This is a genomic window from Candidatus Rhabdochlamydia oedothoracis (assembly GCF_019453995.1).
Taxonomy (GTDB): domain Bacteria; phylum Chlamydiota; class Chlamydiia; order Chlamydiales; family Rhabdochlamydiaceae; genus Rhabdochlamydia; species Rhabdochlamydia oedothoracis.
In genome coordinates this window covers 1,258,526-1,272,824 of sequence record NZ_CP075587.1, presented here as the reverse complement: position 1 = coordinate 1,272,824, position 14,299 = coordinate 1,258,526, and the positions used below count along the sequence as shown (strand labels likewise).

Genomic DNA, 14,299 nt, shown 5'->3' with positions numbered 1-14,299 from the left:
CACGATAGCTTTCTAAAGAGGTGGCGACCAATCGAATACCATCAAAATGACGAAACCTATGATTAGACCCTGTAATAGTAGGAGTTTGAAATAACAGCTCAAAGTCCCCATGGAAAAAGTACTTAAAAAAGGATCAAAAGGAATACATCCTAATAAAGGCAGATTCCAGCGTTTAAGCGCTTTTCTCATATAATGCTGGATCATTTCTTGTTTCTGGGGCAACGCACGGTTAAGAATCACTCCTAAAATAGATAGTTTATACTGATCGCAAAGGGTAATGTTTAGTGTTAAATCATCAAAGCTAGAGCCCAATCCTCCTGAAGAGATTAAAATTAGGGGAAGTTTTAGCTCTTTAGCCACTTGGGCATTATTTAAGTAGATTTCTTTCATAACCCCTTATTTTAAAGCTTTCATTTATAGATTCCTATCTTAACAAAAGCATTTCCAGCTATATCGCTTAAACAATCATACTCTCATGGATTAAAATACTTTAAAATTTTAGATTGCTTGTTGGCTATGCAAGAGATCTAGTGGATGATAGAATCCACCCCACAATGCCCAGTGCCTTCTACAAGAACCAATTGCTTATTTTTTTGGATTGTTTTAAAAGAGCTGATCAATTTTTTACGCAAGTCATCAATATGGATTTTTTGGTCTAAAAAATCGCGAGTAAAACCAGCAGGAATTACAATAGGGCTCATAGATTTTAAAGAATCGGTCAGTACAAAATGTTTTTTAAAGACTAATACGTCTTTATCTAATTGTGTACCTTGCTTTGTAGTGATGTGTTGCTGTCCAATGGTCTTCATATAACCTAAACGAGAAAAGAGCTTATGCAACCCGGAGAAAAGGCCTAAACAGGCTGTGGTTTTGCCAATATGCTGACCGGTAGAAGCAATAAAAAGCCCTTGCATATTTTTAAACCTTTATGAGAAAGGAATTTAAGTTAAATATTTCAGAAATAATTTGCTTAACATCTGGAAAAATTTCTTCTTCTTTTAGCTTTAGAATTTCCTCTTTAGAAAACCATCGGTAAGAAAACTCCTTATCCAGACCCTCTTTTATCGGATATCCAACAAATACAAAATCTATATGTTGGTGTACAGGGGTCTGATTCCAAGCGGGAATTTCTTCCAACAAGCATAAAAAAGGACGTGGGATGCTGCAGGCGTTTTTATGAGATACCTGAAAATATTCATCTTGATAAAAACCGATTTTTAAGCCTGTTTCCTCTAATACTTCTCTCAAAGCGCATTCATGAGGGGTTTCATTCTCTTCTAAATGCCCTCCTGGAGGCAGCCATTTATGAAATTTAGGGTGCATGAGCAAAAGAGCTTTATCATCTTTGATAATGTATACAGTTGCTGTGAATTGTCGTTGCATGAAACCTCTAACGGTTTTTATTTATCTTAAATAAAACACAGAAAAAATGATAGGATCCTTTAGAAAACTTAAATTTTTATAAGGCTCTTATGGAAGAATTTACGAATTTGATAGAAACAATAGACAAGCTCTTTAATCATTGCGGATGGTCTTGTAGACAAACTCTAAAGAGTTTGCAACCCTATCTTCTCGAAGAAGTGCATGAAGTGATAGAAGCCATTGATCAAGATCTAGATGAGCAGATCATGGAAGAATTAGGGGATATGCTTTATACCCTTTTATTTTGTGCTAAAATTGCGGAAAAGGATAAACGGTTTGATTTAACCCATATTTTATCGAATATAAACGAGAAACTGATCCGTCGTCATCCTCATGTTTTTGATAACTTAAAAGTGCATAGTGTGGAAGAGATTGCAGAAAACTGGCAAAAAATCAAAAAAACGGAATCTAAAGGAGCTCTTAGCGGTATTTCAGAAAGCCTTCCCAGTTTATCTCGAGCACAGAAGATGTTACACCGGCTTAAGACAAATGGTTTTTCTGAGCTTAAATCAGAGCTTTTGCCTTTACATACAGAAGAACAAATAGTTAACTCTCTAATTGATGTTTTAATGACAGCAGATAGCAAAGGGATCGACGTAGAAGGTGCTTTAAGAAGAAAACTTACCCATTTACAAAGGCAATTTGAAAATGGGAAAGATTCTTAAGAGGTTCTTAAAAAAGTAGTTGTAGGTAAAATAACCCTTCTACCCAATTGAGCTATAAGTTCGGGCTGATACAAGGCTTCTTGCGTTGCTAAGTCTACAATATTTTGTAAACGCTCTTGGATTATAGGAGAAATCCAAGATGCTAGCTTTGATGATAATAAGCCCTCAATCTTCGATGCTAGCTTTGATGATAAGCCCGCACGCTTTATAATATCCTTAATAGCAGTTTTAGGTGCTTTGCTAGCAATCAAAGCACTAATATCGCTTAAGAGCTCTGTAATCTCTTCTTTTACATCTTCTTGTTTTTCTTTATTTTCTTTGGGGCTCTCAATAGTTTGGTTGATTAATCCTAAGCCTTGATAGAGCCAATCATAGAGGATTTCTTCAGAAGGTGGAGCTTTTGATAATTTTGTAAGATCAAGCATAAATTTTTCTCTAATTTTATCATCGACTTCAGCTTTTATGGTAGTGTTTATTTTATCGCTTCCAACATCAGCTAGGGATATGGTATGTTGTTGCAGCAGTCTAGTCTCAGGTTCAGGAAAAAAAATGTTCAGAATTTTATCTCGAAAAACAGGCAAAAAGGAAAAAGATTCTCTGTCTTTCTCTCCTAGCGCTTGCGTGTTTTTGGCATCTAATAGCAGTTCTGTATTATAGTTAAGCTGTTTATAATTTTTTATTTGTTGGTCAAGTATTCCTTCTAATCTTGAACCATGTTTGTCTAATTCCTTCTTAAGATTTGCCTGAGCAACAGCAATCTTTGTAGAAGAAGCTATTTGTTGAATATTCCTATGTTGATTAAAAGTATGCATAAGGTTTTCTACAAATTTCTCGACAAGCGGATTAGAAGGCAGTGGCTTTTCTTGAGAATCTTCCTCTGGTTGTTGAAATTTTTTATAGATTGTTCTGAGACCGTCGCGAATTAAGAGATCTAATCCAGAAGCATTTCCATTAGGATCTGGCTTAATGAAAGAATTTATTCCTGTTTCGATAATAGAAGAAATAATAGCAGGTTTATCTATAAAAAAACATACAATCCATTTTAATAGACTTGACTCTGATTTTTCCAGAAAATCGTCTACAAATTTACTATATAGATCATGAAGATTGAGCTCTCTAAGCGCTGCTTCATCGTCTTCTAGTTTTAAAGATAAAAGCTGCTCTATAATCAGGCGAGTGATCTGTTCTTGATCTGGAAATTTTTGCGCATCTACTTTAGCATTTGAGATAGCAGAGTTTAATAAATGAAAGTATATCGTTGCATTTTCTACTAGTTTCTGGCTTAAATCTTGAAATTGATCACGAGTGTATTCTTGATAAAGCATTATAGAGTATTTGCTTAGTGCTTTATGGATGGATTTTTCTATTCCTAAATGCTTTATGACAAAAAATGAGACCTTTACCAAAACAATTTTCCATGTAGGAAACCCTTGTATTTTAAGTTCATCGAGAAATAATTTTATAGGACAGCAATCTGTTTCTTCAGATTTTTGTATGATATTACGATAAAATAGAGAATCTCTAGTCTTGTTAAAAATTTTTTTATCACAAGACATCATAAGAGTAAAATTCATTGCATGCTTGCTCAATTTCTCTAATTCTTGTTCAATGGCTAACTTACTTTCTCCTATAGAAGGAGGGCGTTTTTCGATTTCCTTTATTAGTTTAAGGCATTTCTGAGGTTGTAAAGAGGGTATTCTTTCTCTAGGTATAGGTTGGCTAGGATCAAACAAAAGAGCTTGTTTTAAATCTAAAAATTTTTGTTTTTCATCTTCTTTAAAAGAAACTTTGGGATTTTCGATGAATTCATTTAAGAGATCTATTACATGTTTATGCTCATTAGGCGCTATGTTTCCCTGTATAAGGCAAATACTCAGTTTATAGAGGGAGGTAGTTATTTGTGAAAAGACGGTTTCCTTTGGTAGTAGTTCTTTAATAATATCTTGGCATTGATTCAACAGTTCTTGTACATCTTTTTTATTAAAACGTTTTCCATAAGCAATAACAGATAAGTTTTCTAAAAGATGGGTTAAAGCTATTTTCTCTCTTTCAGTAAAGAGATAAGGCTGCTCCTTTAGTAGAAGTCCTAATTTTTCCTTTAGAGTGTTACAAGAAGAGCGTGGGTCATCATCTTTGAGGTAAAATCTCATTTTCTGAAGATCTAATAAGAGGCCTTGAGCTTTTTTATCGTTAGGCAAGAGTTCTAATTTTTTCTGTAAATCCTCACAAGAGGAAACATCATCCTCAAGATGGCTCCTTATTTTTTTGAATACGGATGTTCTGTGTCTTTCCATGCGTATTTGCATAAAAGAAACAACTTCTTCACTTTTCTCTAGTATGGTTTTAAGCAGTTCATTTTTGATGTGGTCGTTCTTTCCGATTGTCTTACGGGTGGTTTCAGAAGCAAGTGTTTTAAGAATAGCGTTTACATCAGCAATTAGATCGAGTAATCCATCACGTTTAGCTTGTCTTCTAGTAATTTGGTGAAAACCTTGAGTTTCTAAATTAGGGTTAAATTGTTCTTGTAGCAAAATAATAGAATTGAGTTGTTCTTTGAATGTTTGCAAAAATAGAAGATGAGAATTGTTTTCAATATGTTTAACTACTTTACCTAACCCGATGTATAATTGATGTGATTGCATGATAGTTTCGTTAAATGCATCGAGCAAACGATAAGTCTCTTGCAACTTTTTGGCATCATATTTGTTTATGAGTGCTTTAAACTTTTCAGAAAACTCGTTAAAAGAAGTGCTTGTTTTAATTTTTTGTTCAGCGGACAATTTAGTGATATTATGGTATTCTTTTTCAATTTCTTCTAATGTCTTTGTGTGTGCATCCTGTAAGGAATCTAGATTTTGTGAATTTTTTTCATATTTTCTTGCAAATTCATTAAGCAATTTGCGTGTTTTTCCAGGGTGATACTGTTCTAAGGTCTTACCGAAGTTGGATAATTGATCAATAATGCCTATATTTTTTTGATCTAAAAAAACCGAAAAAAGAGAGGGATCATAAGTAGTAAAGAAAGAGCTAATAAAAGAAGAAACACTACTAAATAGCCCTCTAGGAAAAGATATTTCCCCTATTAGAGGTGGTCTACAAGAAGCAAATAATGGAGTAACAGTCATAATAAATCCCTCAGTTTAAAGGATCATTTTAGCATATATTTGTTTATTTTGTTTAAAAAAACCTCTTATTTTATTAATTAATTTAAATTTAATAAATTTTTAATTTGTGATTGAACGAATTGTTTTCTTGTTTTATAAGGGTCTTGTAAGTGTATTAAACACAGTAAGAAAGGATTTCTTTGCTTAACTTTATAAGCTGCGAATGGTATATTTACAAAATATTTTTTCTAAAAAAATGGATCTTATGAAAAGAAAACAATGGACTATTAGTGTTGCTTGCGGAGCGTTAGCTTACGCTTTAACCGTTTCTGCAGAGAGTAATTTAGACTTTTATGGTGAATATATCTATTTGAAACGCAATGATATAGAGAAAACGACGCTTGTTAAAAATACGACCAACCAAACAAGTGCTTTGTCTAATATGCGTGATTTTGATTTTAAATCAGGTTATCGCGTAGGGGTTGTTTATACAGCTGATTGTACTAATAGCTTGGAATTTAACTACTTACATATTAACCCTTGGCGTTTTAATAAGTCGGTTTCTGGTAATCAAAATCTGCTTATTCCTTTAAAGCAAAATGCTGCTAGTTTCCCGGCAGTAGATCTGATTGAGGAAAAATACCGCGTGGCTTTTTGTGCGGGAGAAGCAAATTATTGGTATTATTTGACTTCAAGAGCACAAGATTATTTTTCCTTTGCTACCTTGTTTGGCTTTCACTATTTTCGCCTGGAAGAAAAGTTAAAGCTTCTATCAATCACTGGGGTACCTAAGGGTATTGCGAACCCTTATTTTGTAAACATGCGTAATGAGATGTTTGGATTGCAATTGGGTTGTCTTTTACAATCTAATCCAACAGATGTTACCTATTGGAACATAGCTGCCAAAGCAGGGGGTATGGCAAATAATTTAAGATTGGAAAAGTCTCTACAGGGTAAGAAAGAGCGAGTAAGAGCAGGGTTTTTTACTGAGGCTTCTGCACAAGTAGGTTGGATTCCAGCTTCATGGGTAAAGTTTTATGCAGGATATCAAATGGTCTTTTTATATGGCATTGGAACAGCGCCAGAACAAATCTCTCAGAGAAGAAGTTGCATACATCATGATAGCAAGACAATTTTTCAAGCTGTGTTTGGTGGAATGGCTTTTACTTTTTAAAGAAAAGCCGGAGATTAATTTCTAGCACAACAGAAATTCCTTAAGGCTGCTACTTTCCAGTTCTGACCTGGTTCAGGTTCTGCAGTTCCAAAAGATCCCCGGCAAAGGATATCGTAGCATTAAGTTGAAATTCTGAGCAACTTTAAAAAGTTTAAGATATTTTCGTTCACTTTGGTGCCTGTCATTTCGAGAATTTATATTTAGAAATTTTTTAAACTTTGGTTTTAGTAGATAATCTTTCCATATGCTCCAGCTTGGTATTAGGAAAAAAATGATTGAGAATTTCAGGGGTTTTTTTTGCATTTTTTGCCATGCAGATAGCACTAAATAAGCATAATCCAACACCGTGTCCTTTCCCATAACCTGTAAAACAGACTGTTTTTTCATCTGCATCAATGGTAAATTCATTGCTTTTGAGTTTTGCACCTAGTTTTTTCTGCAGAGTAAAGAAGTCCATCTGTTTTAGCTTATTGCCATCTTTATAACGAATAGCATAAACCTTATGTGAGTCTGCATCTTGATAGAGATCTAATGCTTGTATGCTTTTAACATCTAATAGACGAGCTAATTGTTGTTTGGAGATGACAAAAGACCAGTTATGATTCTCTCTTTGTGCAGATGCAATAGGGGAGTCAACTCCAGAAGGAGTCATGATGTTTTTACGGAAAATACTAGAAAAAGAAGCTGTTTTTCCTCCGCTATCTTCTGTCCATGAAGCTTCAAATGGTGCTGATTGATAGGTAAGGATCATATTGCGTGTGCGAGAGATACAGGCAGGAATACTTGGATTTTGACAAGCGAGAGCGCTGCCTTGGTATTCAATTTCTAAGCTAGTAACATGCCAATGCAAAAGAGGATCTTTATTTGCTAAATAATAGGCTTTAGTCCGTGCAATAATAGCTAGTGCATCCATAACCTCTTCATCTAACTCGGAAAGGGATTGAAGAGAAAGTGTAGATCTTAGGTAGTTTTCAATATCAATCTCGTTGATAATATGAAGCTTGCCTTTTATATCGTATATTTCTACACAACCTTTGTATTCAATCCCATTAACTAAGATGGTGCTTTGAGAAGATCCTGGAACAAGGCGCATTTGAGAAACCCCAGGAAAGAGCTCACCCCATTTTAATCCTGCTTCTTGAGAGAAAATAGGTTGTTTTTTAGAGTAAATGCCACTTGCAATTAGGAAATCATTTTGAGGGTTATAAACGAAATAACGGCCTTTAGCTTCTAAAAAAGCTTGGGGTAGGTCTTTGTGGAGTAAGATTTTAATCGTTTGCGGTTTGTGTTTCTTAGAGATATCGCTTAAGGTCTGTGTATTTACAGACGCTTCTTTACTATAGCATAATAAGCTAGACACAATTAATGAGAGTGTTACAAAAGCAAGCAGTAGCTTCATACAAGATCTCCATCAAGTTTTAAAAGGGATTTTAAGGTGTTCATAAGCTAGTGTGGTAGCTTCTCGGCCTCTTGGCGTACGCTTTAAAAATCCTTGGGTAATTAAATAAGGCTCATATACTTCTTCTAAAGTATGAATTTCTTCGGAAAGAGCCGCAGCTATTGTGCTAATACCAACGGGTCCCCCTTGGTAATAATCAATTAGAGTGGACAAGATTTTTTTATCCATCTCATCTAAGCCTAGTTCGTCGATTTCTAACATATTTAGTGCTTCATTTGCAAGAGGCTCATCAATTTTGCTAAAACCTTTAATTTGTGCAAAATCACGAACCCATTTTAAGAGGTTATTGGCAATTCTAGGAGTTCCTCTTGCACGTTTTGCAATGGATAGACAAGCTTCTTTTGTAAGAGATATACCTAAAATTTGTCCTGTACGCATAATAATTTTTTCTAAGAATGTAAAACAATAATAATTTAGTCTGAAATTTAGAGTGAAACGAGAACGCATAGCGCTGCTTAAGAGTCCTACACGAGTAGTAGCTCCTACTAGAGTAAAACGATTGAGTTTTACTTGAATGCTGCGAGCGGAAGGGCCAGAATCAATCATTAAATCCAGAAAAAAATCCTCCATAGCAGCGTAAAGATATTCTTCAATTGCTCTATTTAACCGATGGATTTCATCGATAAATAAAATATCGCCTTCTTTTAGATTCGTTAAAATACCTGCTAAATCACCTGCTTTTTCAATAGAAGGGCCTGAGGTAAGCACAAGGTCTGTTTGCATAGCTTTGGATAAAATAGTTCCTAATGTAGTTTTTCCCAAGCCAGGAGGGCCGTGAAAAAGGCAATGCCCAAGTGGTTCATTTCTTTGCTTTGCTGCTAAGATAGATACTTCTAGACGTTTAACAATGGTATCTTGTCCCACGAATTCCGATAAGGCTTGCGGTCTTAATGGGATTTCAGCAAAATCATCCTTTTTATTCCAAGATGAATGGGTAAAGCTATCGGGCATAATTTGAACCTATGATTAGTAACTAATGAAAACTCTAGCAAGAAATCGAATTCACACGCTATACCTATCTCTTTTAAGAAGTGTAAATTTATTAATCTATAAACCTAATAATTAAGGAGGGAAATCAATATGGCTCCAAAACCAGACCGTTGGATTTGTTACATGGCAGAAGAACATGAAATGATCGACCCTTTTGTAAAAGAGCAGGTACGTTACGTAGAAGGAAAAAAAGTAATTAGTTTTGGACTCTCAAGTTACGGCTATGATTTAAGGGTAGCTGGGCAATTTAAAATTTTTACAAATACTGATAACTGTATCATAGATCCAAAGAACTTTACTGAAGATGCTTTTGTCTGCATAGAAGCAGAAGAATGTACGATTCCTCCTAATTCTTTTGCGTTGGCTCGTAGTGTAGAAAAATTTCGAATTCCAAGAGATGTGCTTGCAATTTGTGTAGGTAAATCTACTTATGCGCGATGTGGCATTATTGTCAATGTAACACCTTTTGAGCCTGAATGGGAAGGCTATGTGACTTTAGAGATTTCTAACACTACACCTCTTCCTGCCAAAATCTATGCAAATGAAGGGTTAGCTCAAGTTTTATTTTATCAAAGCTCAGAGGAATGCTTAGTCTCTTATAAAGATCGAGATGGGAAATATATGAAACAGAAAGGGATTACTTTGCCTGTGGCTTAAAGTAGAAAAAAAAGAATAGATGCTCTAAGTATTAAATTTTAGAGGGCTTTTGCTAATTGTATGCAATCAAACGAGTGGATTAAGAATAAAACCCATAAACCTAATCTTGGAAAAAATGCTTTTTTTCAATATGGATGGGTACTATTGTGCATGCTTTGCTGTTGCTTTATGTACTTACATGCCATGAAAAAAAAAAAGCAGGTGTTAGAAGTGCTGAAATCTCAATTATACGCTCTTCAGTCTGAAAAACAATTTTTATTAGAAGAAAAAGAAGACTTAAAGCTACAAATTAATTCCCAAAAAGATTCAGCATGGATTGAGTTAACCTTGATGAAGGGCTTAGGGCTAGTTCCTGAGGGACAATTAAAAGTCTATTTTACAAAAGATGAGTGATTCTTTGGGATTAGCTTTTGCTATTTTTTTATTGGTATTGCTTCTTCTTTCTTCTGCTTTTTTTTCCTGTTCAGAAGTGGCATTGTTTTCTTTATCTTCAATGAAGGTCAAGGTTTTTAGAGCAGATGTAGATCGACGCAAGCAATTGGTTGCTCATCTGCTCTCTTCTCCTCGTGATTTAATCATTACGATTCTAGTATTGAATGTAATTACCAATATTTTATTTCAGAATGTCATATCTAGTTTATTTGATGGTTTTTCTGCATGGATTTTACATATTGGATTACCTCTTGTATTGACCTTGACATTTGGTGAAATGATTCCTAAATCGATTGGCCTTGCTAATAATGATACAATTTCTTATCGAGTAGCTCCTTATATTTATCGACTGCAAAACTTTTTTTTACCGGTTAGAAAAGTTTTAGTAACCATTACGCAATTTCTGATGAGATTATTATTTTCTTTCTTGAAAAAAGAGCCTGATATCTCAGTTGATGAATTGGAATATGCTTTAAAGGCATCTCGTCAGTTAGGAGTGCTAAATGAAGAAGAAGCAGAACTTATACAAGGTTATCTACAATTAAGTGAATCTCAAGTCAAAGAATTAATGAGACCTAGGACTGATATCCTATTCTTTGATTTAGAAGAGCCTTTAACAAAACTTGTGCGTATGTTTGTGGACCAACAATGCTCTCGGGTTCCTGTTTGTCAAAAGAATCTCGATTCTGTGATCGGCATTATGACCAGCCAAATCTATTTTCTTCATAAAGAAAAACTACATCAGCCAAAAGATATGATAGCTATTTTACAAAAACCCTTTTTTGTTCCTGAAATGACTTCAGCTCCCATACTTTTAAGACAAATGCTTGATAGACAAGAGTTTTTAGCTTTGGTAGTCGATGAGTATGGGTCTGTGTCAGGTTTAATTGCTTTGGAGGATTTAGTAGAAACAGTCGTTGGAGAGATTGCAGATGCAAGAGATGAAAAAGCCGATTATACTTCATCGGGCAAAGGCATTATCATTGCAAGCGGCAAACTAGAGCTTTCTGAATTCGAAAAGATCTTTGGGATAGCTCTGCCAAATATAAATAATATGATTACTTTAGGAGGTTGGTTAACAGAGAAAATAGGAGATATTCCTAAAGCAGGATTTAAATATACGGCTTATGGCTTTTTATTTCATGTATTAGCCTCAGATCATAAACGCGTACGCCGTATATATGTAAGACTAATAAAAGTCTCTTCTTCAAAAGGAAGCTATTGATGCAATCTTGGAAGGCTTTTCTCTTTTTTACACTTCTTTGCCTAGTTGTTCAAGGATTTTTTTCTATGACGGAAATGGCTTGTGTTTCTTTTAATAAAGTGCGCTTGCAATATTATGTCAGTAAAAAGAAAAAAAGCGCTCTTTGGTTAAATTACTTGCTAAATCATCCCGCTCTTTTATTTGGAACAACGCTTATTGGAATAAATACCGCTTTATTTTTTGGCTCGGAGTGCTCGCGTCGTTTCTATGATGCTATTGGTTTAAGTCCCGATTTCGCCCCTCTATCGCAGATTATTCTTATCTTGATTTTTGCAGAGATTACCCCTATGTCTTTAGGTAGACGTTATGCAGAACATATGGGGCTATTTGGGGTACCCTTTTTATACTTTTTCTCTTTATTGTTGCGCCCTATCATCTTCATCTTAGATCTACTTTGTAGATGGATTAATCATTTAATAGGGAATCCTATCGCTTCTACAGCCTATCTTTCCCGTGAAGAGCTACAAAATGCTATTGAGGAGAGACAAAGCCCTCCTTTAGATCACACCAAACAAGAATTAAATACGATTGTAGCAAACATTTTTTCTTTAAAAGCAAAAATAGCTAAGGATGTCACTCAGCCCTTAACACAAATACCACTTGTTCCAGCTTTTTGTACGGTAAAAGAGTTGCGTCGTTTTATAGAAGGCAAACAAACAGTCTTTGTTCCCATTTATCATCGTCATCCACAAAATATTATTGCGGTTGCTTACTTAAGAGATTTACTTCGTATTCCTGAGAATAAACGGATAAAAGATTATGCAAGGTCCCCTTGGTTTATTGCTCAAACGACATCGATTTTAGATATTTTAAAACAATTTCGTCATAATAATCAGAGCTTAGCCATTATATTAGATGGTAAAGGGCTAGCTAAAGGAGTTTTAACCTTAGATGCCATTGTACATGAAATCTTTGGAAAATCTTCTATTTCGGAGTCTTTTTCTGATATTTTGCCTAACGCTTTTCATGTGGTTTTAGATCGCAGCTTTCCTGCTCAAATGCGTCTTGACGAATTTAATAAACAGTTTGGCGTACATCTTTGCTACCAGAATGCAGAAACTTTAGGAGAAATAGTAATGAAAGCATTAAATCACAATCCTTCTCAAGGAGATAGCGTACGAATTGATCGTTTTGAATTGATTGTAGAAGAGATTTCCTTCTTGGCCATTAAAACCGTATTGGTAAAAACCATTTCTTAAGAGCGAAGATCTTTAATTGTTTTAGCAATGAGTAAGCTTGCTGATTTGATTTCCTCTTCTGTAGTCATACGGGACAAGGAAATCCTAATAGAAGATCGAGCAAGTGGATGAGAAACGCCCATATTTATAAGAGTACGAGAAGGTTCTAGGGCTCCAGATGAACAAGCAGATCCATGACTTATTGCAATACCTCTCATATCCAGTGCAATGATCAGATCTTCTCCTTGAACCCCGGGAAAGCAAAGATTGCTTGTATTGCAGATCCTTTTTCCAGAGCCATTAATGATAACAGGAGCTGCTTGTTCTATAAGGTAAGCTTCTAACAGGTCCCTTAGCCTAGCCATTTTTTCTGTAGCAGAGGGTAAATGCTCATATAGGCATTCTACCGCAGCGGCTATTGCTGCTATCCCGCTTAGATTTTGTGTACCAGAGCGTCGATTGAATTCTTGATTTCCTCCTTTAATAAAAGGGTATAAAGCGAGTTCCGGACGAGCAAAAACACAACCTATCCCCTTAGGGGCATGCAATTTATGTCCAGAAAATCCCATAGCCGAAACGCCACTGGGAATGGAAAAGATTTCTTTTCCTAGAAGAGCTACTGCATCAACTATGAAAGCAATATCGTTTTTTTTTGCTATTTGAGCAACTGCATCTATATCGGTTTTTACTCCTGTTTCGCTATTTACAGCTGAGAGGATAATCATGCGCGTTGAAGGAAGGATTGCTTTTTCGATTTGATCTGGATGAATACTGCCGTGTAGTCCGGCTTGCAAAAAAGACACACGAGTACCTCTTTTTTGCAATAGGGTCAAATTATTATAAATACAAGCATGTTCTACATCAGAAGTAATGACGTGTGTGTTTAACCTGTTTTCTAGCAGGCCATAGATCAAAAGATTCATGGATTCTGTGCCACCTGATGTAAAGATAATCTCGTCGGCTGGAACCGCGAGATAATTGGCAATGGTATTTCTATAGCCTTCTAATCTTTTTTTAGCTGCTTGCCCGAAGCGATGGATGGAAGAAGGATTTCCTACAGGCGCTGCGCACTCTTTAATAAGAGCGTCTAACGATTCTTGTGCAATTGGAGTAGTTGCATTATTGTCTAGGTAAATAGCAGTGCTAATCATAGAATATTTACCAACAATAAAGTAATATTGTCATGTCCTCCATTTTTTAAAGCTTTTTGCAATAGCTGGTTTCCTTTTATCTCTAAAGAACAAGGGAGTTTTAAGATGTTATGTATAGCTTCATCATTGACTAAATTAGAAAGACCATCGCTGCATAAAAGGTAGATATCACCTGGTTGTACGCTATAACTTCCTACATCTGGTTCTACTTCTACATGAGTGCCAATAGCGCGCGTAATCACATTACGGAATAATAAGGGGCGAGTGTGTGTAGAGCCATCAGATGGTTGCCCCCATTGAATATGACGAATTTTATGATCTTTGGTTAATTGCTCAATGCGGTTGCGTATGCGATACAATCGACTATCTCCTACATGAGCATAAACCAAATAATCATCAAATAACATAAAACAACAAAGAGTGGTACCCATTCCTTTATACTCTTTAGCTTGCTTTGCTTTTTGTAAGACTGTTTTATTAGCTTGATACACAGCTTTTTTCATATGCTTTAAAAGCTCTTGAATAGATTCTACGCTAGGCAGTTCTTGAATAGAGGAGCAAATGCTCTCTACCGCGGTGTAAGAGGCTATTTCACCTGCATTATGACCGCCCATTCCATCTGCTAAAGCGTAAAAGCGTTTTTCTGGAATTTCTTTCCATGCATCTTCATTATTAGCACGTGAAAGCCCTATATCAGAAATACCAAAGCTCTGAACATCACGGCGAGTGGCTGCCATTTTTTCTCGATCCTCTCTTTCTTTTCTGGTACATATCATACTTTGTTCCTTTAAATCGATAATATT

The 14,299-nt window shown here is 35.4% G+C and carries 14 protein-coding genes and 1 other RNA gene; 6 read left to right on the top strand and 9 right to left on the bottom strand.

All coding sequences use genetic code 11. The features are described 5' to 3' along the window. Positions 1-12: 12 nt before the first annotated feature. The 3 genes from RHABOEDO_RS07045 to RHABOEDO_RS07035 all read right to left on the bottom strand — a co-directional run bounded on the left by RHABOEDO_RS07045 (position 13) and on the right by RHABOEDO_RS07035 (position 1,383). Positions 13-390, bottom strand: coding sequence for an AAA family ATPase (locus tag RHABOEDO_RS07045; protein ID WP_215216545.1), 378 nt, complete (start codon positions 388-390; stop codon positions 13-15). Between the two features lie 137 nt (positions 391-527). Beyond that, positions 528-914, bottom strand: coding sequence for an AAA family ATPase (locus RHABOEDO_RS07040; protein WP_215216544.1), 387 nt, complete (start codon positions 912-914; stop codon positions 528-530). A gap of 4 nt (positions 915-918) precedes the next feature. Then, positions 919-1,383, bottom strand: a complete 465-nt coding sequence (locus RHABOEDO_RS07035; RefSeq protein ID WP_215216543.1) for an NUDIX hydrolase — start codon at positions 1,381-1,383, stop codon at positions 919-921. An 89-nt stretch (positions 1,384-1,472) separates the two neighbouring features. On the opposite strand from RHABOEDO_RS07035, the gene RHABOEDO_RS07030 reads away from it, so the two are divergent. Then, entirely contained in the window at positions 1,473-2,087 is a 615-nt protein-coding gene (locus tag RHABOEDO_RS07030; RefSeq protein WP_215216542.1) for a MazG nucleotide pyrophosphohydrolase domain-containing protein, read from the top strand. Here the strand turns inward: RHABOEDO_RS07030 and RHABOEDO_RS07025 are convergent. Beyond that, positions 2,084-5,212 carry a hypothetical protein gene (locus RHABOEDO_RS07025; protein ID WP_215216541.1) on the bottom strand — a complete coding sequence of 1,043 codons (3,129 nt, stop codon included), beginning with the start codon at positions 5,210-5,212 and terminating at the stop codon, positions 2,084-2,086. The two genes, RHABOEDO_RS07030 and RHABOEDO_RS07025, sit on opposite strands and share 4 nt — an antisense overlap. 202 nt (positions 5,213-5,414) lie before the next feature. Here RHABOEDO_RS07025 and RHABOEDO_RS07020 point away from each other — a divergent pair, with 202 nt between their 5' ends. After that, positions 5,415-6,365, top strand: coding sequence for a hypothetical protein (locus tag RHABOEDO_RS07020; protein WP_220017484.1), 951 nt, complete (start codon positions 5,415-5,417; stop codon positions 6,363-6,365). A gap of 4 nt (positions 6,366-6,369) precedes the next feature. On the opposite strand, the gene ffs is transcribed toward RHABOEDO_RS07020, so the two are convergent. From ffs to ruvB, 3 genes are all read right to left on the bottom strand, one after another. Beyond that, positions 6,370-6,467, bottom strand: an RNA gene (gene ffs, locus RHABOEDO_RS07015) — signal recognition particle sRNA small type. A 109-nt stretch (positions 6,468-6,576) separates the two neighbouring features. Continuing rightward, positions 6,577-7,764 (bottom strand): SpoIID/LytB domain-containing protein, encoded by a 1,188-nt coding sequence (locus RHABOEDO_RS07010; protein WP_215216539.1) that lies wholly within the window; start codon positions 7,762-7,764, stop codon positions 6,577-6,579. A gap of 12 nt (positions 7,765-7,776) precedes the next feature. Then, on the bottom strand, positions 7,777-8,775 hold the full coding sequence (gene ruvB / locus RHABOEDO_RS07005) for a Holliday junction branch migration DNA helicase RuvB (protein WP_215216538.1): 999 nt from the start codon (positions 8,773-8,775) through the stop codon (positions 7,777-7,779). A gap of 129 nt (positions 8,776-8,904) precedes the next feature. Between ruvB and dcd the strand changes: the two genes are divergently transcribed. The 4 genes from dcd to RHABOEDO_RS06985 are packed head-to-tail and all read left to right on the top strand — an operon-like array spanning position 8,905 to position 12,366. After that, positions 8,905-9,471: a dCTP deaminase gene (gene dcd, locus RHABOEDO_RS07000; RefSeq protein ID WP_215216537.1), complete on the top strand. Its 567-nt coding sequence runs from the start codon at positions 8,905-8,907 to the stop codon at positions 9,469-9,471. 60 nt (positions 9,472-9,531) lie between these two features. Then, positions 9,532-9,864: a hypothetical protein gene (locus RHABOEDO_RS06995; protein WP_245397492.1), complete on the top strand. Its 333-nt coding sequence runs from the start codon at positions 9,532-9,534 to the stop codon at positions 9,862-9,864. Further along, positions 9,857-11,128 carry a hemolysin family protein gene (locus RHABOEDO_RS06990; protein ID WP_215216536.1) on the top strand — a complete coding sequence of 424 codons (1,272 nt, stop codon included), beginning with the start codon at positions 9,857-9,859 and terminating at the stop codon, positions 11,126-11,128. Before RHABOEDO_RS06995 ends, RHABOEDO_RS06990 begins: the two co-directional genes overlap by 8 nt. Beyond that, the gene (locus RHABOEDO_RS06985) at positions 11,128-12,366 is read left to right on the top strand and encodes a hemolysin family protein (RefSeq protein ID WP_215216535.1); all 1,239 of its coding nucleotides are present in this window, start codon (positions 11,128-11,130) and stop codon (positions 12,364-12,366) included. Before RHABOEDO_RS06990 ends, RHABOEDO_RS06985 begins: the two co-directional genes overlap by 1 nt. Here the strand turns inward: RHABOEDO_RS06985 and RHABOEDO_RS06980 are convergent. After that, positions 12,363-13,496 (bottom strand): cysteine desulfurase family protein, encoded by a 1,134-nt coding sequence (locus tag RHABOEDO_RS06980; protein ID WP_215216534.1) that lies wholly within the window; start codon positions 13,494-13,496, stop codon positions 12,363-12,365. The two genes, RHABOEDO_RS06985 and RHABOEDO_RS06980, sit on opposite strands and share 4 nt — an antisense overlap. Then, positions 13,493-14,272, bottom strand: coding sequence for a protein phosphatase 2C domain-containing protein (locus RHABOEDO_RS06975; RefSeq protein WP_215216533.1), 780 nt, complete (start codon positions 14,270-14,272; stop codon positions 13,493-13,495). The genes RHABOEDO_RS06980 and RHABOEDO_RS06975 overlap by 4 nt, the downstream gene beginning before the upstream one ends. Positions 14,273-14,299: the final 27 nt, after the last annotated feature.